This window comes from Lentzea sp. NPDC060358 (assembly GCF_042725365.1).
GTDB lineage: Bacteria > Actinomycetota > Actinomycetes > Mycobacteriales > Pseudonocardiaceae > Lentzea.
On the sequence record NZ_JBHXCW010000070.1, the window covers coordinates 1 to 19,555 of the forward strand.

The window sequence follows — 19,555 nt, forward strand, 5'->3', positions numbered from 1 at the left end:
GGCGAGCGGGCTGCGCCGCCGGGAGGCCGTTGCTCCGGCGTCACCCGGCGCGGTTGCTGCGGACGGGTGAACTGCGGTCCGGTCGTCATGCAGGCGCTCACGGGTCGTTTGACCATGTACGTGTTGTTGTAGCAACACAGACGCGCGGGGGCGCATCCGGTCGGGGGACGACTGGAGAGGAGACAGGCCGTCGATGGAGCGACTCGACGACGTGCAGGCCAGGAACCTGGCACTGGCCGCGATAGGGGCGGTGAACCGGCGTGACCACGAGTGGGCGGCCGGGGCCGTGCGGACGCTGGTCGCGGACGAGCAGGCGAGGATGGTCGCGATCGACGCGTGCGCGGCGATCCTGCTCAGGGGCATCCCCTGCGGCGTGCTCGACCCGTCCGCGCGCATCCCGGTGACCGTTCCCGACCCACCGGCGGACGAACTGGCCGTGGCGGCGGCCTCGGAATTGCTGAGCGGCCTGGCCTGCGCCGACGACCGCCGGGTGGTGGCGGTGCTGCGGATGCTCGCGCAGGGGCAGGGGTTCGGCGTGCTGCACGTGCTGGTGCGCGCCGCGGCGGCGTGGGTCGACGCGTACGTCGGGATCGACGGCGACACCGTCGACTCCTACTACGCGATCTCGAAGGACGCTGGCGTCTGACGCTCTCGCGGGCACCGCCGGGATCCCGGCGGGACCGGCCCGCCGTCGTGCGAACTCGCATCCCCGCCTATACGGTCGACGGTGACGATCGAGGAGCACGGGAAGGCTCGCACGTGGAGAAGCTCGAGGTACCCGGGAAGTTCGACCGAGCCGCGCGCGGCTACGACTTCCTCGTGGGGCTCAACCCCGGTTACCACCAGGCGTTGCGGCGCTCGGCGGGGGCGTTGCGGCTCAAGCCCGGCATGAGGGTGCTCGACCTCGGGTGCGGTACCGGCGCGTCGACGGCGGCCCTGGTCACGGCCGCGCCCGGAGTGGAGGTCGTCGCGGTGGACGCCTCGGCGGGGATGCTCGCGCAGGCGCGCGAGAAGCGGTGGCCCCCGACGGTGAAGTTCGTGCACAGCCGGGCCGAGGACGTGGACGAGGGGCAGTTCGACGCGGTGTTCGCGGCCTACCTCGTGCGCAACCTGCCCGAGCCCGACGCGACCCTGCGGCGGATCCGCGACTTCCTCGCCCCCGGCGGGCGGCTGGTGCTGCACGAGTACTCGGTGCGCGACTCGCTGGTGAGCACGGCGGTGTGGACGGCGTTGTGCGGGTTCATCGTCCCCGCGGGGTGGCTGGCGACGGGCGACCGGTCGCTCTACACCTACCTGTGGCGCAGCGTGATGGACTTCGACGGCGCGACGGCGCTGCGGGACCGGTTGCGGCGCAACGGGTTCACCGGCGTGCGCAGCGCACCCGTGCCGGGTCTGCAGCTCGGGGTCGTGCACACGTTCCTCGGCCACGCGCCGGAGCGGGAGCAGCGGTGACCGATCGCCTGGCCGTGCGGGTCCCGGCGCCTGCCGGGCGGCCGCACTTCGACGGGGACGCGCCCGTGGTCGCCGTGGTGGGCGGCGGCATCGCCGGGCTGTCCGCGGCGACGCTGCTCGCCGAACGCGGGGCGCGGGTCGTGCTGTGCGAGCGGGAGGACCACCTCGGCGGCCGCGTCGGCGGCTGGAGCACCCGGCTCGCGGACGGCAGCGAGGCCACGATGACGCGCGGCTTCCACGCGTTCTTCCGCCAGTACTACAACCTGCGGTCGTTGCTCGCGCGCGTCGACCCGGCGGGCCGGGCGCTGGTGCCGCTCGCGGACTACCCGCTGCAGCACGCCTCCGGCCACCGCGACAGCTTCGCCGGCCTGCCGACGACCGTGCCGTGGAACGCGCTCGCGTTCCTGCGCAGCAGCCCCACCTTCCGGTGGAGCGACCTCCCGCGGGTCAATGCGCGCGCAGCGCTGTCGTTGCTGGACGTGTCGGTGCCGCGCATCTACGACGAGCTCGACGGCATCGACGCGGCGTCCTACATCGAGCGGATCCGCTTCCCCCGGGCCGCGCACGCGCTGGCGTTCGAGGTGTTCTCCCGCAGCTTCTTCGCCCACCCCACGCGGATGTCGGCGGCCGAGCTCGCGGTGATGTTCCACATCTACTTCCTCGGCTCGAACGAGGGTCTGCTGTTCGACGTGGCCGCGGACCCGTTCCCGCACGGGCTGTGGGAACCTCTCGGCCGTCATCTCGCGTCGCTGGGTGCCACGGTGTGCACCGGCGTCGAGGTGAAGTCCGTGCTGCCGGGGGAGAAGAAGCGCTTCTCCGTCACCATCTGCGACGGCGCGATCGAGGCGGACGCCGTCGTGCTGGCGGCGGACGTGCCCGGCCTGCGCACGCTCGTCGGCGCGTCGCCGTCGCTCGCGGACGCGGCGTGGCGCGAGAAGGTGGGCGCACTGCGGACGGCCCCGCGGTTCCTCGTGTCGCGGTACTGGCTCGACACCCCGGTCGACCCCGACCGGCCCGGCTTCCTCGGCACCGGCGGGCACGACCTGCTCGACAACATCAGCGTCCTCGACCACTACGAGCACGAGGCGCGGGCGTGGGCCGCGCGCACCGGCGGGTCCGTGGTGGAGCTGCACGGCTACGCGCTTCCGTCCGATGTGGACGAACAGTCGGCCCGCGCCCGGTTGTGGCAGCAGCTGACCGAGGTCTACCCGGAGACCAAGCGCGCCGGGATCGTGGACGAACGGCACGAGCTGCGCGAGGACTGCCCGCTGTTCCCGGCGGGCGGCTACGCGGGACGGCCGGCGGTGACGACGCCCGACGAGTACCTGGTGGTGGCGGGCGACCTCGTGCGCATCGACCTGCCGGTGGCGTTGATGGAACGCGCGGCCACCACGGGTTTCGCGGCCGCCAACCAGCTGCTGAAGCGGTGGGGCGTCGCGGGCACCGACCTGTGGAGCGTGCCGGTGAGGGGCCGCGTGCCGGCGTTGCGCGCCGCGGCCCGTCGCTGGCGAACGGTCTAGACGCGGCCGAGCACCAGGCCGACCGCGTCGCCCAGGCTGCCCGGCCGGTGCACGGACGGCGGCAGTGCCACGCCCGCCCAGCCCGGCCCGGCGACGGCGAGCAGGGCGGTCGTGCGGGTGGCCAGCTCCGCCAGCGGCACCAGTTCCGCCAGGTCGGCCCGGTGCGCCCAGACCAGCACGACGGAGGGGCGCAACCGGGCCACCGCGTCGCACAGCGCCTCCGGCGGCACCCGTGCCCCCAGGTTGCGCCACTGGCAGCCCTCCTCGGACAGCGCGGCGCCCAGCGCTTCCAGCGCCAGCACGTGCTGCTCCTCCGGCGCGCACGCCAGCAGCGCCGCGAGCACGCCGGGGCCGGTCGCCCGCGGCACGTCCCGCAACGCCTGCAGAACACTGCTGCTGGCCATGTGCTCGATCTCGACGCCCTGCCCGCGTTCGGCGATGATGTCGCCGAGCTCCACCATGCTCGGCATGAAGACGGACTCCCACACGGACACCACACCGTGGTCGGTGAGGAGCTTCGCGGCGAGGTCGAGCATCAGCTCCTCATCGAGGCGTTTCGCCGCGGCGAGGAAACCCCGCTGGGCCTTGGCGGCCTCGTCGACGCCCATCGGCGCGTGCCGGCGAGCGGGCCGGGCGGACGGTTCCTGCCGCGCCAGCACGGCGGCGGAGGCCGGGGCCGTGCCCTGCCCGATCAGCACGACCATGCGGCGCAGCACCGCGACGTCGGCCTCGTCGTAGCGGCGGTGGCCGCCCTCGGTGCGCGTCGACGGGCCCAGTCCGTAGCGCTGGTCCCAGGTCCGGAGCGTGGTGGGGGCGATGCCGAGCATCCCCGCGACCGCGCGGGGTGTGTAGCTCACGACCGGCGGGCCCGCTTCGCGAGAATCGCCCTCAGCTCGCTCTCACCGAGCCCTCCCCAGATCCCGAAGGTCTCGTGGACCTCCAGCGCGTGCGACCGGCACCGCTCCATGACCGGGCAGCGCTGGCAGATCGCCTTGGCCGCGGCTTCGCGCTGCTCACGCGCCGATCCGCGCTCGTTGGGTGTGTGGAAGAAGTAAGCACTGTCCATGCCGCGGCACAGGCCGCGCAGCTGCCAGTCCCACTCTTCCGCGACCGGGTGGGGCAGACGGGACAACTCGGGCATGACGCACGTCCTCAGGTAAGACGACCACGGTGGGAAGCCCATCGTAAAATCGACTCAGAAACGACGCAACTCGGGGTCGGTTTCGCGTGTTCCCCGTTTACGGACTGTTGTCCGCATGTCAACATCGGGTTGCCGGAGGGTGGCCGCCGGAGTGCGCCACGGCAGGGCGGTCGTTTTTCAGCCGGACGGGTGACATGACGGCTGTCCCGGGCATGCGAAAAAGCCGGCTGCCGCACTCGGCAGCCGGGTCTTGGCCGGTCAGCGCCGCGGCGGACCGGCGTTCGGCGGCGCGTCCCTCCGAACTAGTCCGGGAACCGGCCCGTCCGCCGCAGCGCGTACCGGCGCTCCGCGTAGGCCAGGTCGTCGCGCCACAACCGCGCCGCCGCCCACTTCATCGCCGGCCGCAACGCCCCCGCCACCGGCTTGGCCAGGGCGAACCCCGGGCGGTCCGAGTGCGCGATCGTCGCCTCCACCACGGCGGTCCTGCCGTCGCGGATCGGGGTCGCGTGCGTCTCGACGACGCTGCCCTCGCCCTCTCCCTCGACGATGTGCATCACGATCGTGCGCGGCTCGGGACAGGTGAAGGCCGCGATCACCGGCACGCCGACCCGGCCCGCCAGCCGGAACGTCACCTCGACCAGGAAGCGGTCCTCGGTCTCGGTCGGGGTCTCCAGGACGTGCAGGTTCGCGAACGAGTACGGGTGGAACCACGCGCCGTGCCACGGGTCGAGGCGGTTCGCGACCACGTCCTCCGGGTCGCAGCGGCCGACGAGGGTCGCCACCGCGTCGATCGAGCCGGCCGGCGGGCGCTCGGGCAGCACCGGTGCGTCCAGCGGCTCCTCGCCGCCCACCTGGTCCAGGCGCACCCACACGAGCACACCGTCGTCGTGGGCGGGGTAAGGCGTCCACGCGCCGAACCGCTTGCCCTCCAAGGCGAGGCCGTGCCACCGGCAGATCAGCTTGCCCTCCGCCACGGCGCCGTCGCACAGCGGTGCGCCGAGGTGGGGGCACGAACCGGAACCCGCCATCAGCACGCCGTGGGGGCCGCGCCAGAGCACGACCTCCTGACCCGCGATGGTGCGGCCGTACGGCTTGCCCTTCACGACGTCCCTGCTCGCGCCCGCGACGAACCAGTTGCCCGACGGGCGCGCCATCGCGCGCTTGAGGGCCGCCTCGATCAGCGCGGGCTTCGCGTCCTGCCACGTCGGGCGCTGCTCGCGCCACGGCGGGCTGGAGTAGATCCGCAGCGGGATCCGGTCGCGCATCGAGGGCCTGCGGTCAGGCGGCACGGGCGAACACCGCCCTCGCCAGTGCCGGCAGCGCGACGGCGAGCCGCCTGCCGTTGGAGACGACGACGCGGCGCGACAGCACGTCGCAGTCGGCGCTCTCGACCAGGTCGAGGATGCGCCCGTAGAGCCGGTAGGCGGTGAGCACGCACGGACGGGAACGCGGTGCAAGCATCCCGATGCCCGGCCATGCCTTGGTGTAGATGTCTCGCGCGCGCCGCACCTGGTCGCGCAGTGCGGCGCGCACCTGCGGGTCGGCGTGACCTTGCGCACGGGCGTGCATCAGCCGTTCGCGGTCGACGCCGAACTCCGCGAGCTCGTCGGCGGGCAGGTACACCCGGCCGCGGTCGAGGTCCTCGCCGACGTCGCGGATGAAGTTCGTCAGCTGGAAAGCGACGCCGAGAGCCGCGGCGGCCGGTTCGGCCTCCTCCCTCGGCACGCTCGTGCCGAGCACCGGCAGCACCTGCAGGCCGATCACCGCGGCGGACCCGTGGACGTACTTCTCGAGCTCCGCGAAGGTGGCGTAGTCGGTGACCGTCAGGTCCATCCGCATCGACACCATGAAGTCCTGGAAGTGCTGGACCGGGATGTCGTAGCGCCGCACGGTGTCGACCAGCGCGGCCAGCACCGGGTCGTCGGTCTCCCCGCCCACCAGCGCCGCCTGCACCCGCGCGTCGATCGCGAGCAGCGCGGCGGCCTTCTCGTCGGGTCCACTGTGGACGTCGTCGACCACGTCGTCGACCCACCGGGCGAACCCGTAGAGGGCGTGCACCGCGGGCCGTTGCTCCGCGCTGAGCAACCTCGTTGCCAGGTAATAGGTGCGGCCGTGCAGTGCGTTCAGCTCACGGCAGCGCCGGTACGCGTCGCGCAACGCCGGTGCTGTGACACCCGCGGCGTCCAGTTCGCGCTCAGCCGACATCAGCGGTCCTTTCCCGGGGAAGGTGCCTCCAAGCTAAGACCACGCGTTTAACTCCGCACAACGGCGGCATTCATCATGCAGACCTCGAACCCCGCTGCTTAGCTCGAACCACCGAACTCCCGCCGACTCCCGAGGGAACGCCGATGTCGCTGCTGACCAGCGTGGACGCTTGCCCGTCGCACGTGGACGACTTCCGGGTCCTCCTCGACGACGCGCTGCACGACTTCCTGAGCGCCAGGCAGGACCTGGCGCCCGAGCTCACCACCGAGCTGCGCGGGCTGATCCTGGCCGGGGGCAAGAGGATCAGGCCGACGTTCGCGTGGTGGGGCTGGCGCGCCGCGGGGGGCTCCACCCACGTCGACGCCGTCGTGCGGGCCATGGTGGCGCTGGAGATGCTGCAGTGCTGCGCGCTCGTGCACGACGACGTGATGGACCGCTCCGCCACCCGGCGCGGCAAGCTCGCGGTGCACGAGTCGTTCGCGGCGCGGCACCGCCACCAGCGGTGGGCCGGCAGCTCACGCCAGTACGGCGACTCGGCGGCGATCCTGGTCGGCGACCTCGCGCTGGCGTGGGCCGACGACGCGCTGGTGAGCGCGGGCCTGCCCGCCGAGGTGCTCAGCCGCGCCTGGGCGCCGTGGCAGGCCATGCGCACCGAGATGATCATGGGTCAGCACCTCGACCTGCTGGCCGTCGCCCGCCGCGAGGAGTCGCTGGAGCACGCGGTCCGCGTGGCGGCGCTCAAGACCGCCGCGTACACCGTCGAACGGCCGCTGCACCTCGGCGCCGCCCTCGCGGGAGCGGACGAGGAGGTCGTCGACTGCCTGCGCGCCTACGGGCACGACATCGGCGTGGCGTTCCAGCTGCGCGACGACCTGATGGGGGTGTTCGGCGACGCCTCGGTCACCGGCAAGCCCGTGGGGGAGGACCTCCGCGAGGGCAAGCGGACGCCGCTGATGTCGATCGCCCTGTCCCGCGCTCAGGACCGCCCGGCGGCGCAACGGCTGCTGCGCCGGTGCCTGGAGACCGGTGCCGTCAGCGACCGCACGGTGGACGAGGTGCGGTCGCTGCTGATCGAGCTCGGTGCCGTCGCCGCCGTCGAGGAGCACATCGACCGGCTGGCGGTCTCCGGCCTGGCGGCGCTGGACCGCGCCGTGATCGACGACGAGGCGCGCCACGAACTGGTGCGCCTCGCCAACCGCGCCGTCGCGCGCACGACCTGACCGGGAGAGTTCTTCAGTGGTGCACGTGGTGAAGGGCCGCACGGATCGTGTGGTCGTGGTGGGAGCGGGGCTCTCGGGACTGTCGGCGGCGCTGCACCTGCGCGGTGCCGGGCACGAGGTGATGGTCCTCGAACGGCACCCGCACCCCGGCGGGCTCGCGGGCCGTCTCGACATCGACGGCCACCGCATCGACACCGGCCCGACGGTGCTGACGATGCCGGAACTGCTCGACGACGCCTTCGAGGCCGTCGGCGCGCGCCGTTCCGACCACCTGGAACTGCTGCCGCTGCACCCCGCCTACCGCGCGACGTTCGCCGACGGCAGCGCGTTGGACGTGCACACCGACGGCGACCGCATGGAACAGGCGGTGCACGACTTCGCCGGCGCCCGCGAGGCGCAGGGCTACCGCGACCTGCGCGAGTGGCTGGGCAAGCTCTACGCGGTGGAGCGCGACAAGTTCATCGGCGCGAGCTTCGACTCACCGCTCGACCTCGTCGGCGGCGACCTGCTGCGGCTCGCGAAGCTGGGCGGCTTCGGCTCGCTCGGCCGCGCCGTCGGCAAGTTCCTGAAGGACGACCGCTTGCGGCGCGTCTTCACCTTCCAGGCCTTGTACGCCGGTGTGGCCCCACGCGACGCCCTCGCCGCGTACGCCGTCATCGCGTACATGGACACCATCGCCGGCGTGTGGTTCCCACGCGGCGGCATGCGCGCCGTGCCGCAGTCGCTGGCCGACGCCGCGTCCGCCGCCGGAGTCGAGTTCGTGTACGGCGTCGAGGTCTCGTCGCTGGAACGGGTCGGCAACCGGGTCAACGCCGTGCTGGCGGGCACCGAGCGCTTCCCGTGCGACGCGGTGGTCCTCGCGACCGGCCCGGCCCAGAGCACCCGCCTGCTGCGCGGCAAACCGCGCCGCGTCGCACCGCTGCGGTGGTCGCCGTCCGCCGTCGTCGTGCACCTGAGCTCGAGCCGGGTCGTGGACGACCTGGCGCACCACACGATCTCGTTCGGCGACAAGTGGGACGGCACGTTCGACGAGATCATCAGCCAGGGCAAGGTGATGAGCGACCCGTCGCTGCTGCTGACCACGCCCTCGCTGACCGACCCGGCCCTGGCGCCGGAGGGCAGGCACCTGCAGTACCTGCTGGCACCGTGCCCGAACCTCGACGTGGCACCGCTGCGCTGGGACGCGTTCGCCGCGCAGTACGCCGAGCAGATCATGGAGGAGATGTCCGCGCGCAAGCTCCTCGTCGACGCCGAGCCGCTCGCCGTGATCACCCCGGACGACTGGGCGCGCGACGGCCAGGCGGCGGGCACGCCGTTCTCCGCCGCGCACACCTTCGCGCAGACCGGGCCGTTCCGGCCGGGCAACCTGCCGTTCCGGGACGGGAACGTGGTGCTGGCGGGCAGCGGGACGACGCCGGGGGTGGGGATTCCGCCGGTGCTGATCTCGGGGCGGCTGGCGGCGGAGCGGCTGCGGCAGTAGCTCGGCGGGCGGCCGCGGACCGCGGTGGACGGCGGCGGTCGCGTCTTGGGGCGGGAGCCGCGGTGGGCTTGGCCTGCTGCGGCTTCGCCGTGTCCGGTGCGGGTTGCTGTCGTGCGGGACGGTCGTGTCGGTGTTCACAGGAGACTGCGGTGGGCCTGGCTTGACGCGGCTTCGTCGTGTCCGGCCTGCGCCGCCGTCTTGCCGGCCGGCCGCGTCAGCCCTCGGTGTTCGTCGCCGCCGCGATCAGCGCGATCAGCTGGCGGCGGAAGTGCTCGTAGTCGTCCACCGCGCCCAGCAGCGTGTCCGACTCGCGTTCCTCGCGGCGGGCGGCGGCCAGGGCCCGGCGGCCCGCCGGGGTGATCTTCACCGACGTGCGCCTGCGGTCCTTCGCGTCCTGGCTGCGGACCACGTGGCCGCCGCGGTCCAGGTGCTCGATCGTGCGGCTCATCGTCTGGTCCGTGACGCGGCAGAGCAACGCCAGCTCGCGCTGGGAGCGCGGGCCGTCGGCCAGGTGGTGCAGGGTGATCATGCCGGCGTGGGTGAGGCCGCGGCCCGCCAGGAAGTCCTCGAAGCGCTTCTCCACGACGCGGGCCGCGACCGACAGGAGCCTGCCGGTCGGCCAGGAGGCGACGTCCGCGCCCACCTGGTCCGGGCGGTGCGCCACCGCCAGCTCGTCTCCCTCGGCCACGGCCCCATCATCCCAGACCCACCCCGTCACCCCACGCCGGTCCCGAACGGCATGCCGGTGACCTGGCCGCCGGCCGCCAGCGCGGAGGCGATGGCCGCGGCCGCCGGGGGGTAGGCGAGCTCGCCCAGGCCGCCGAGCGGGGCGTCGGACGGCACGATCGTGACCTCGACGTCCGGCACGCCACCGATCCGCGCCCAGCGGTAGTCGCCGAACGACGACTCCACGACCCGTCCCTCCCGGACGGTGATCTGCGCACCGAGCACAGTGGACACCGCGTCGGCCACGCCGCCCTCGACCTGCGCGCGCACCCCGGACGGGTGCAGCGCCACGCCGACGTCCACGGCCGCGTGCACCTTCAGCACCCGGCGCGCCGCGGGGTCGACGGAGACGACCACCGCGATCGCCGAGCCGTAGTCCTCGTGGCACGCCACGCCGCGGGCGTTCCCGGGCAGCCCGTTCCACGTGCCCGTCACGGTGTCGAGCAGCCGGTGCAGGCGCGAGCCGGCGGGCAGCAGCGACTTGCGCAGCGCGATCTGGTCGCGGCCCGCGCGCGTGCCGATCTCGCTGAGGAAGCACTCCTCGGCGTAGAGGAACTGCCCGGCGTAGACGGCCCGCCAGAAACCCGTCCGCAACGGCGTCGGCCGCACGGTGACCGTGACCTCACCCGGCACGCCGTACGGGAAGTGGTCGCCGCTGGCCTTGATCAGCGCCGGGTTGTTGAAGAACGGCAGCACCGTCAGCGGCCACGTCACGACCTCGTGCGCACGGCGGACGGGCATGCCGTCGGCACCGATCTCCGCGCTCAGGCGGTGCACGGACATCGGCCGGTACGAGTCGTTGCGCGTGTCGTCCGCGCGTGTCCACAACACCTGCACAGGGGCGCCCACCTTCCGTGAGCACGCCAGCGCCTCCAGCACGGGGTCGGGCTCGACGCGCCGTCCGAACGCACCGCCTGACGCCGTCGTCTCCACGCGCACGGCCGTGGACGGCACACCGAGCTGACGGGCCAGCTGCGTGCGCAACCCGCCGGGGTCCTGGGTGGGCGCCCACACCGTCACGCCGTCGGGACGCACGTGCACGGTGGCGTTCATGGGTTCCATCGGCGCGTGCGCGAGCAACGGCATCTCGAAGACCCGCTGCAGCCCGTCGATCGGGGCCTGCGCGGGCAACGCCGTGTGCAGGTCGGCGAGCCAGGTGCGGCTGTCCGCGGCCGGGGTGCCGCCGGTCCACGTGACCCGCAGTGCGTCGCGGGCCTTCAGCGCCTGGTGCGTGGACCGGGCGATCACCGCCACGCCGCCCTGGCCGTCCGCGGGCGCGGTCAGCGTCAGCACGTCGACCACGCCGGGCAGCGCCCGTGCGGCCGCGTCGTCGACCGCCGAGGGCACCGCGCCGATCCACGGCGGGCGCGCCACGACCGCGACGAGGCATCCGGGGGGCCGGGAGTCGATGCCGTACCGGGTGCGCCCGGTGACGATGTCCCGCGCGTCCACCCGGCCGCCGCGGGTCTTGCCCAGCAGCCGCCACTTCTCCGGCGGCGTGAGCGTCACCGGCACGGTCGCGGGGTCGAGCGCCGCCGCACCGCGCACCAGCGCCCGGTACGGCAGCCTGCCGCGGCGGGGGTGGCACACGGCTCCGTCGCGGGCGGTGCACTCGGCCACCGGCACGCCCCAACGCTGCGCCGCGGCGGCGACGAGCAGGCAGCGCGCGGTCGCGGCGGCCGTGCGGATCGGGGTGGCGAGCTGGCGCACGGACGACGAGTTGCTCACCGTCTGCGGCCCGTACCGCTCGGTGTCGCCGGGCGCCTGCTCCAGGGCCACGTCCGCGGCGCCGACGGCCAGTTCCTCGGCGACCATCAGCGCCACCACCGTGCGCACGCCCTGACCGGTGTCGGGACGCGGCACGGTCGCGGTGATGCGGCCCTTGTCGTCCAGACGCACGAACACGTTCGGCGTGAAGTCCTCCGCCGCGAGGGCGGGCACCGGCACCGCGACGACGAGCGCGCCGGCCCCGGCGCCCCGCAGCAACGTCCTGCGGCTGATCACCGTTCCTCCCGCATGATCCGGCTGGCCCGGCGCACCGCGGCGCGGATGCGCGGGTACGACCCGCAGCGGCACACGTTGTCGCCCAACGCCTCCTCAATCGCGGCGTCGTCGGGATCGGGGTCGCGTGCCAGCAACGCGGCCGCGGCCATCACCTGGCCGGGCTGGCAGTAGCCGCACTGCGCCACGTCGAGCTCGCGCCACGCGCGCTGCACCGGGTGGTTCCCGTCGCGCGACAGGCCCTCGATCGTCGTGATCCGCGTGCGCGTGCTGTCGGCGGTCGTGCGCACGCAGGGCCGCGCCGCCGAACCGTCCACATGGGACGTACATGCCCCGCACAGGCCGACACCGCACCCGTACTTGACACCCGTCAGGCCGAGCTCGTCGCGCAACACCCACAGCAGGGGAGTGTCGCCCTCGACGTTCACCTCGTGTCGTTCACCGTTGACGCGCAACAGATATCGGGCCACCGCAGGGTCCTCCTGAAATTGTTCAGTCAGCTGAACGTAGCGGTGCGCGGCACGCCGGGCAAGGTTTGTTCAGCAAGCTGAACATCTGCATAATGCTCAGCGTGCTGAACGACGCGAAGCGGTCGACGTCCGCCGTCCTGCTGTGGGGTGTGGCGGCGAGCGCGCTGCTCACCGGTCTGGTGTGGGTGCTGGGGCAACGGCTGAGCGTCAGCCTGCTGCCCGACCAGGGCGCGTCCTGGTACTACTGGAAGCTGCCCGACCCGACCTTCTGGACCAGGGCGTCCGCCTGGGTGGGCTACGCGGCGCACCAACTCGTGTCGTGGGGCCTGATCTACCACGGCCAGAAGTACGTGCGCCGCTACACCACCGGCCTGCACCGGCTCAACGTCGTGGCGCTCGCCGCCAACGCGGGCTTCATCGGCCTGCACGCGCTGCAGACGCAGGTGTTCTACGACGGGCTGGCCCAGGACGTCTCCATCTTCAGCTCGCAGGGCTCGGTCGTGCTGCTGCTCGTCGTGGTCCTGCTGATGGAGAACCGCCGCCGCGGCCTCGTCCTCACCTGGTCCGCGCCGATCTCCGCGCAGGTCGTCGCGTTCGCCCGCCGCTACCACGGCTACCTGTTCAGCTGGGCCGCGATCTACACGTTCTGGTACCACCCGATGGAGTCGACGAGCGGGCACCTCATCGGGTTCTTCTACATGTTCCTGCTGCTGGTGCAGAGCAGCCTGATGTTCACCACCGCGCACACGAACCGGTGGTGGACGCTCACGCTCGAGCTGCTGGTCGCCGTGCACGGCACACTCGTGGCGGTGATGAACTCCGGTCCGAACGGCGTGTGGCCCATGTTCCTGTTCGGCTTCGTGGCGATCTTCGTGCTCACCCAGATGCACGGCGTGGGGCTGAGCACGACCGCCCGCTGGTGGATCGGCGGCGCGTTCGTGGCCGCGGCGCTCGCGGTCTACTCGTGGCGGGGGTTCGGCCGGATCGACGAGGTCGTGCGCATCCCGCTGATCGAGTACCTGCTGGTGGCCGTCCTCGCCCTGCTGATCTGGGCCGGGGTCAGGATCGCGAACCTGGTCCGCTCGTGAGGCGCGTCCCGGCGGCGCTGTGCGTCCTGGTCCCGGTCGTCCTGCTGGTCGCGGGCTGGGGACCGCTGGTGCACGGCCACCCCGCGCAGCTCGTGCTGCTCGGCGCGGTCGTCCTCGCGGGGATCGCGCTCTTCCGCGCACCGGTGTGGCTGGCGGTGGTGCTCGCCGCCGTGCTCATCGCGCCGCTGGTGTACCTGCAGCCGTTCGCGGCCACGGACCCGCGCGGCAGCGAGACCGTGCTCCGGCCACCGGGTGAGCCGAAGGCCGGCCTGGTGTTCCACCCCGGCGCCCGCGTCGACCACCGCGCCTACCTGCCGCTGCTGGAGCGAGTCGCCCAGCAGGGATTTCTCGTGGTCGTCGTGAAGGAACCGCTCAACATCGCCCTGCTCGGCTCGGGCACGGCCGATCTGAGGGCCGAGCACCCCGAAGTGACGACCTGGGCCGTCGGCGGCCACTCGCTCGGGGGTGTGGCCGCCGCGAAGGAGACGGCAGGCGGCAACGGGATCCGCGGTCTCGTGCTGTGGGCGTCCTACCCCGTCGACGACCTGTCCGGCCGCGACGACCTCACCGCGTGGTCCATCAGCGGTGAGGAGGACGGCTTCACCACGCCGCAGAACGTCGAGGAGTCGAGGAAGCTGCTGCCGCCGAACACCCGGTTCGAACAGGTCCCGGGCGCGGTGCACGCGTTCTTCGGCGACTACGGCGACCAGCCGGGCGACGGCGTGCCGACGGTTCCCAGGGCCGAGGCCCAGGAGAAGATCGTCGCGCTCACCGTCGCGGCGCTGACCGCCCTCAGCCCTCCATCCCGCGGACCGTCGCCATCGACGTCAGACCCGACACCTCGATGATCGGCGCGAGCAGCGGCGTCGCCACGATCTCCGCCCGGTCCGCGTACGCGAACAGCACGCTCATCCCGGCGCTGTCGATGTAGAGGACCTCGGTGAGGTCGACGACGAGCGGTCCCGTCGTGCCCTCCAGCGCGGCGGCGAAGGAGTCGGTGTTGCTGAGGTCGATCTCACCCGCAACTCTGACGACCGACCTGCCCTGCGCGTCGGTGGTCCTGGTCACGGTCAACGGCGTCGTCATCGGAAATCATCACCTGCATCGTCACGGTCGTACCGGTCGGTTCGGGGAGGATGGCGACTTCGTCCATCATCGACAGCATGATCGTCGTTCCGCGGCCGCGCTGCGCGTCCGGGTCGTCGTCCGGGGTCTTCCAGGAGCCGGTGTCGGCCACGGTGGCCCGCAGCGCGGAGTCGCCCGCGGTCTCCAGCCGGACACGGACGGCCCGGCGGTCGTCGTCGCGGTAGGCGTGCTCGATGGCGTTCGCGCACGCCTCGCCGACGGCCAGCAGCACGCTCTGCGCGCGGCCGGTGGAGAACCCGCACTGCCGCAGCCAGCCGCGCAGCGTGCGGCGGGCGCCCTGCAGCTGACCGGGTTCCGCGGGGAAGGACATGTCGAGCGGCGCGGGGTGCCGGTACATCAGCAGCGCCACGTCGTCGTCGTAGCCGCCGGCGGGGGACAGGGCGCTCATGATCTGACCGGCCAGCTCCTCCAGCCCGTTCGCCCGGCCCTCCTGCACGGCGCGCGCGGCCTTCTCGATGCCCTCGGTCAGCGAGCTGCGCCGGCGTTCGACGAGGCCGTCGGTGTAGGTGAGCAGGGTCGAGCGCGGCGGCAGCGTGCACTCCGCCTCCGTGCGCTGCACGCCCAGCTTGACCGCGAGCGGGATGGACCGCCCGCCCTCGAGCAGCTGCGTGGTGCCGTCGGCGAGGGCCAGGATCGCGGGCGGGTGGCCCGCGCTCGAGTACACGAGGTGCCCGGTCTGCGGGTCGAGCACGCCGCAGAACACCGTGGTGCACAGCGCACCCGGCACTCCCGCCGCGAACTGGTCGAGCGTCATGAGCGCCCGCGCCGGTCCGATCTCCTGCAGCAGCAACGCCCGGCACGCACTGCGCAGCTGGCCCATCACGGCGGCGGCGGTGAGCCCACGGCCCACGCAGTCGCCGACGACGATGCCGATCCGGCCGTCCGGCAGGGCGAACGTGTCGTACCAGTCGCCACCGACCTCCAGCGGCCGCGCCGCCGGTTCGTAGCGCACCGCGAACCCGCCCGGCAGGTTCGACGGGCCGAGGATGGCGCGTTGCAGCGCCAGCGCCGTCTCGCGCTGCTGGTCGATCTGCCGCGCGCGGGACAGGCCCTGGGCGAGGTGACCGGCCAGCAGCGACAGCAGCAGCTCGTCCTGCTCGGTGAACAGGGTGCGCGAGTCGAGGCGCAGCCACAGCACCATCGGCCCGTCCGGGTGCTCGACGGTGACGGCCGTGCTGCCGTCGCCCACGAAGACCGGGATGAGCGCGGGGTGGTCCGTCAGCGCGGTGAGCGTCGCCCGCTGGTCCTCCGGCAGACCGGCCCAGTCGAGCTCGCCGGCGGCGCTGCTGACCCGCGGCTCCTCGTGCAGGCCGAACACCACCGCGAGGACCTCGGTGCGCCACAGGGTCTGCAGCTGGTCGAGCGAACCGGACAGGGCCTCGGCTGTGCTGGTCGCCCGCGACAGCCGCACGCTCATCTCGGCGAGGGCCGCCTCGCGCCGGCGCGCGTGGTGCTCGGCCGTGACGTCGCGGAACGTGCCGACGGTCATCGTGCGGCCGCTGTCCGGGTCGCGGGCGGGGTTCATCAGGGCGCTGATCCACAACCGCCTGCCGTCGCGGTGCGTGACCTGCAGCGTCTGGGCGCGCTGGTCGCGGCCGGTGCGCGCCTCGAACGCCTCCGCGAACAGCCGGCGCGACTCGGGGTCGGTCCGCTCGTCGGGCCACCACGGGTGCGGCGCGGGCAGGGGCAGGTCCTCGGGCCCGTAGCCGAGGATGTCGGTGAACGCCGTGTTGATCTCGACGACCGAGCCGTCGTCGTCGCAGACGAAGAACGCCTCCTGCAGCGAGTCGATGAGCGCGTCGCGCCAGCGGGCGTGCTGGCCGCGCAGGCGGAACAGGTCGACGTTGGCCCGCACCCGCGCCAGCAGGTCGGCGGCGGCGAACGGCTTGACCAGGTAGTCGTCGGCCCCGGCCCGCAGCCCCTCGCCGGAGGCCTCCTGACCGGCGCGGGCCGACAGCAGCAGCACCGGCACCGCCATCGTGCGCTGGTCCGCGCGCAACGCCGCGACCAGCGACAACCCGTCCATGCGCGGCATCATCACGTCGCTGACCACGAGATCCGGCGGGTGGGTCCTGGCCGCCTCCAGCGCCGCGAGGCCGTCGGTCACCGTGCGGACCTCGTACCCGGCCCGCACGAGCAGCCGGGTCAGGTACTCGCGCATGTCGGCGTTGTCGTCGGCGACCAGCACGGTGGCGGGCACCTCCGGCGCCGTGCCCGCGGCGGTGCTGAGCATCAGGTCGTCCACGGTGAGACCGGGATCGGGCAGCCAGCGCAGCGCCTCCTGCACGTACGGCGCGGCGATGTCGGACGGCACCGGCAGCACCGGTTCCCGCGCCACCGCGCCGGCGGGCACGTGCTCGGTGCCGTAGGGCAGCTCGATCGTGAAGCGGGTGCCCTCGCCCTCGGTGCTCTCGGCGCGGATCGAGCCGCCGTGCAGGCCCACGAGCTCCTGCACCAGCGCGAGCCCGATGCCGCTGCCCTCCTTCGACCGCGACCACGTGTGCTCGATGCGGTGGAAGCGCTCGAACAGCCGCGGGATCTCGTGCTCCGCCACCCCGACACCGGTGTCGGCGACCGTCACGACCGCGCCGCCGTCTCCGGGGCGCACGGTCACGCTGACGGAGCCCTCGACGGTGAACTTGAGCGCGTTGCTCAGCAGGTTGAGGACGACCTTCTCCCACAGGCCCAGGTCGACGTGCACCGGCTGCGGCAGCGGCGGGCAGTCGATCTCGAAGCGCAGGCCCGCCTTCTCCACCGCCGAGCGGAACACGCTGGCGAGCTCCGCCGTCACCGACGCGAGCTCGACGGGCTGGTAGACCGCCTGCATGCGGCCCGCCTCGAGGCGGGAGAAGTCGAGCAGGGTGTTGACGAGCTTGCCGAGCCGCAGGCCGTTGCGCTGCACGACCTCGAGCTCCTGCTCGGCCTGCGGGTCGACCGGGGCGAGCCGCTCCCGCAGGTCCTGCACCGGGCCCATGATGAGCGTCAGCGGCGTGCGGAACTCGTGGCTGATGTTGGAGAAGAACGCGGTCTTGGCGCGGTCGAGTTCGGCGAGCTCCTCGGCACGGCGCTGCTGGGCCCGGAACCCGCGCGCCCCGGCGATGCCGGAGGCGATGTTGCCCGCGACGAGCTCGACGAACCCGCGGTAGCCGTCGTCGAACGGGCGGTGCCGGTTCAGGCCCGCGACCAGGAACCCGTACGGCGTGCCGCCGGGGCGTTGCAGCGGGGTGACGAACGCGTTCAGCGGAGGCCGGTCCCACGCGCCGGTGGGCAGCCCGGGAACCTCGCCGAGGTCGACCAGCACGGACTCACCGCGCCGGGCGGCCTCCACCGGCCACGGCGAGGCGTCGCCGGGGGAGACGACCTCGGGCGCGGCCGGGTGACCGTGCGTGATCCCGGACGCCTCCGCGAGACGCGCGTGGCCGTCCTCGAAGACGTAGGCGAGCGTGAACGGGAGGTCGCGCTGGTTGCGCTGCAGCTGGGCGCACGCGAACGCGAGCACCTCCTGCTCCTCGCGGACCATGGTGGGGTCGGACCCGAGGTCGCGCAGCGTGGCCATCCGCCGGTCGCCGACGACGCGGTCGGTCTCCTCGCTGACGACGCACAGCAGCCCCGCCACGGCACCGCTCTCGTCGCGCAACGGGCTGTAGGAGAAGGTGTGGTAGCTCTCCTCCAGGTACCCGGAGCGCTCCACGAACAGCTGGAGCGCCTCGTCCCAGGTCGCCTGCCCGGTGTCGAGCACGCTGTCGACCCTGGACCGCAGGTCCTCCCAGATCTCCGCCCACACCTCGGCGGTCGGCCGGCCCAGCGCCCACGGGTACTTGCGGCCCAGCGTGTCGTGCCGGTAGGCGTTGTTGCAGAAGAAGGTCAGCTCCGGTCCCCACGCCATCCACATGGCGAACCGGGACGACAACAGGATGCCGACGGCGGTCTGCAGGCTCTGCGGCCAGTCCTCGGGCGGACCGAGCGGGGTCGCGGCCCAGTCGACGGCCGCCAGGTCGCGCCCGACCTCCGGGTCCTCGGAGAAGACGTGGGCGAGACCGGGTCTGGACCCGTTGCCGTCCTCAGAGCGCGTCACCGACCGTTACTCCACACCTGGACGAAGTTGACCTGTCCAGGGTGCCCAATTTCGGAGGCGGTCGCACAACCAGTGGGCGAGCGGTGCGTGTGACACCGCTCGCCCGGCCCGGTTACTCCGTGCCCTCGAACACGACGGCCGGATCGGTGCGCGCGGCCTGTCCCCAGACGAGGTCGCGCGCGGCGGTGTCACCGGCGAGGTAGTGGCGGAACCACGAGGTCGTCACGCGTTTCGCCGCGGTGAGCTGGGCGGCGCGGGTGATGGACCCGGTGTCGCAGAACAGGCCGGAGGAGTCCATGAACCCGCAGTGCGAGCCGCCGGTGATCGTGCGCAGCTGGTTCGACGGCGGCTTGGCGGCGAAGATCGGCCGCTGGTGCTCGGCGATCGGTGCGATCGTGTCCTTGTCGCCCGCGACGAACTGCGCGGGCGCCCGCATCGTCGCCGCCGCGCCTTGGCCGACGGGTTCGTCTCGGCGGCCGCGTAGGTAGAGATCGCCGTGATCCTCGGGTTGCGCGCGGCCGCGAGCACGGCGGCGCCACCCCCCATCGAGTGCCCGGCCGCGCCGAGCTTGCCCGTGCTGATGTGGTCGCGGAACCGCGACCCCGCCGTGGCGTCCTGGTCGGTGAGCCAGGTGAGCCCGGCGTTGAGGTCGTCGGCGAACCCGCTGTGGCTGGGGCTCAGCCCGCCCTGGGTCGTCGGCACGATCACCACGAACCCCCACGACGCGAGGTGGTTGCTGGTGCTCGTGTACTTCGAGGTGGCCTGGAAGAACCCGTGCCCGAACGCGATCGCGGGGAACCGCCCGGACGCCACCGGCTGGTTCGTGCCCGCCGCCGTGGCGGGGTAGTGCACGCGCGCCGGCACGGACCTGCCGCCGGCGACGGCCGTGACATCGCTGTACGCCACCGGGTACGAGCCGGGGAGCCCGTAGTCCGGTGGCGCGGCTAACGCGGAGGGGGTGGCCAGCGTGCCGGCCACCAGGGCAAGGGTCATGGCGAGTGCTCGCATGAACCGCTCCTCTGGGGGTTGCA

At 73.1% G+C, this 19,555-nt stretch carries 17 protein-coding genes and 1 pseudogene; 7 read left to right on the forward strand and 11 right to left on the reverse strand.

The genetic code is table 11. From position 1 onward, the window contains the following. Positions 1 to 193: 193 nt before the first annotated feature. From ACFWGZ_RS17180 to ACFWGZ_RS17190, 3 genes are all read left to right on the forward strand, one after another. Entirely contained in the window at positions 194 to 646 is a 453-nt protein-coding gene (locus ACFWGZ_RS17180) for a hypothetical protein (RefSeq protein ID WP_382452487.1), read from the forward strand. A 113-nt stretch (positions 647 to 759) separates the two neighbouring features. Next, the gene (locus ACFWGZ_RS17185) at positions 760 to 1,452 is read left to right on the forward strand and encodes a methyltransferase domain-containing protein (RefSeq protein WP_382452488.1); all 693 of its coding nucleotides are present in this window, start codon (positions 760 to 762) and stop codon (positions 1,450 to 1,452) included. Then, positions 1,449 to 2,972 (forward strand): FAD-dependent oxidoreductase, encoded by a 1,524-nt coding sequence (locus ACFWGZ_RS17190; protein WP_382452489.1) that lies wholly within the window; start codon positions 1,449 to 1,451, stop codon positions 2,970 to 2,972. The genes ACFWGZ_RS17185 and ACFWGZ_RS17190 overlap by 4 nt, the downstream gene beginning before the upstream one ends. Here ACFWGZ_RS17190 and ACFWGZ_RS17195 read toward each other — a convergent pair. From ACFWGZ_RS17195 to ACFWGZ_RS17210, 4 genes are all read right to left on the reverse strand, one after another. Next, on the reverse strand, positions 2,969 to 3,829 hold the full coding sequence (locus ACFWGZ_RS17195) for a MerR family transcriptional regulator (RefSeq protein WP_382452490.1): 861 nt from the start codon (positions 3,827 to 3,829) through the stop codon (positions 2,969 to 2,971). The two genes, ACFWGZ_RS17190 and ACFWGZ_RS17195, sit on opposite strands and share 4 nt — an antisense overlap. After that, positions 3,826 to 4,113 carry a WhiB family transcriptional regulator gene (locus ACFWGZ_RS17200; protein ID WP_382452491.1) on the reverse strand — a complete coding sequence of 96 codons (288 nt, stop codon included), beginning with the start codon at positions 4,111 to 4,113 and terminating at the stop codon, positions 3,826 to 3,828. Before ACFWGZ_RS17200 ends, ACFWGZ_RS17195 begins: the two co-directional genes overlap by 4 nt. A gap of 302 nt (positions 4,114 to 4,415) precedes the next feature. Further along, positions 4,416 to 5,378, reverse strand: coding sequence for a DUF5914 domain-containing protein (locus ACFWGZ_RS17205; protein WP_382452516.1), 963 nt, complete (start codon positions 5,376 to 5,378; stop codon positions 4,416 to 4,418). Between the two features lie 13 nt (positions 5,379 to 5,391). Next, positions 5,392 to 6,318: a phytoene/squalene synthase family protein gene (locus tag ACFWGZ_RS17210; protein WP_382452492.1), complete on the reverse strand. Its 927-nt coding sequence runs from the start codon at positions 6,316 to 6,318 to the stop codon at positions 5,392 to 5,394. Between the two features lie 143 nt (positions 6,319 to 6,461). Here ACFWGZ_RS17210 and ACFWGZ_RS17215 point away from each other — a divergent pair, with 143 nt between their 5' ends. Together ACFWGZ_RS17215 and crtI are read left to right on the forward strand one after the other, a co-directional pair. Then, positions 6,462 to 7,538, forward strand: coding sequence for a polyprenyl synthetase family protein (locus tag ACFWGZ_RS17215; RefSeq protein WP_382452493.1), 1,077 nt, complete (start codon positions 6,462 to 6,464; stop codon positions 7,536 to 7,538). 19 nt (positions 7,539 to 7,557) lie between these two features. Further along, positions 7,558 to 9,018 carry a phytoene desaturase family protein gene (gene crtI, locus ACFWGZ_RS17220; RefSeq protein WP_382452517.1) on the forward strand — a complete coding sequence of 487 codons (1,461 nt, stop codon included), beginning with the start codon at positions 7,558 to 7,560 and terminating at the stop codon, positions 9,016 to 9,018. Between the two features lie 214 nt (positions 9,019 to 9,232). On the opposite strand, the gene ACFWGZ_RS17225 is transcribed toward crtI, so the two are convergent. The 3 genes from ACFWGZ_RS17225 to ACFWGZ_RS17235 are packed head-to-tail and all read right to left on the reverse strand — an operon-like array spanning position 9,233 to position 12,215. Beyond that, the gene (locus ACFWGZ_RS17225; RefSeq protein ID WP_382452494.1) at positions 9,233 to 9,706 is read right to left on the reverse strand and encodes a MarR family winged helix-turn-helix transcriptional regulator; all 474 of its coding nucleotides are present in this window, start codon (positions 9,704 to 9,706) and stop codon (positions 9,233 to 9,235) included. 26 nt (positions 9,707 to 9,732) lie between these two features. Further along, the gene (locus tag ACFWGZ_RS17230; protein WP_382452495.1) at positions 9,733 to 11,748 is read right to left on the reverse strand and encodes a molybdopterin cofactor-binding domain-containing protein; all 2,016 of its coding nucleotides are present in this window, start codon (positions 11,746 to 11,748) and stop codon (positions 9,733 to 9,735) included. After that, on the reverse strand, positions 11,745 to 12,215 hold the full coding sequence (locus tag ACFWGZ_RS17235; RefSeq protein ID WP_382452496.1) for a (2Fe-2S)-binding protein: 471 nt from the start codon (positions 12,213 to 12,215) through the stop codon (positions 11,745 to 11,747). Before ACFWGZ_RS17235 ends, ACFWGZ_RS17230 begins: the two co-directional genes overlap by 4 nt. Before the next feature lie 92 nt (positions 12,216 to 12,307). On the opposite strand from ACFWGZ_RS17235, the gene ACFWGZ_RS17240 reads away from it, so the two are divergent. Further along, positions 12,308 to 13,303 carry a hypothetical protein gene (locus tag ACFWGZ_RS17240; protein WP_382452497.1) on the forward strand — a complete coding sequence of 332 codons (996 nt, stop codon included), beginning with the start codon at positions 12,308 to 12,310 and terminating at the stop codon, positions 13,301 to 13,303. Then, positions 13,300 to 14,151 (forward strand): alpha/beta hydrolase, encoded by an 852-nt coding sequence (locus ACFWGZ_RS17245; protein WP_382452498.1) that lies wholly within the window; start codon positions 13,300 to 13,302, stop codon positions 14,149 to 14,151. The genes ACFWGZ_RS17240 and ACFWGZ_RS17245 overlap by 4 nt, the downstream gene beginning before the upstream one ends. Here ACFWGZ_RS17245 and ACFWGZ_RS17250 read toward each other — a convergent pair. The 4 genes and pseudogenes from ACFWGZ_RS17250 to ACFWGZ_RS17265 all read right to left on the reverse strand — a co-directional run. Beyond that, positions 14,096 to 14,371, reverse strand: coding sequence for an STAS domain-containing protein (locus ACFWGZ_RS17250; protein WP_382452499.1), 276 nt, complete (start codon positions 14,369 to 14,371; stop codon positions 14,096 to 14,098). The genes ACFWGZ_RS17245 and ACFWGZ_RS17250 overlap by 56 nt on opposite strands. Next, the gene (locus ACFWGZ_RS17255; protein ID WP_382452500.1) at positions 14,319 to 18,524 is read right to left on the reverse strand and encodes a SpoIIE family protein phosphatase; all 4,206 of its coding nucleotides are present in this window, start codon (positions 18,522 to 18,524) and stop codon (positions 14,319 to 14,321) included. Before ACFWGZ_RS17255 ends, ACFWGZ_RS17250 begins: the two co-directional genes overlap by 53 nt. Before the next feature lie 112 nt (positions 18,525 to 18,636). Then, positions 18,637 to 18,960, reverse strand: a complete 324-nt coding sequence (locus ACFWGZ_RS17260) for a hypothetical protein (RefSeq protein ID WP_382452518.1) — start codon at positions 18,958 to 18,960, stop codon at positions 18,637 to 18,639. A 140-nt stretch (positions 18,961 to 19,100) separates the two neighbouring features. After that, positions 19,101 to 19,532: pseudogene (locus ACFWGZ_RS17265) on the reverse strand (hypothetical protein); the annotation flags it as partial. Positions 19,533 to 19,555 lie beyond the last annotated feature (23 nt).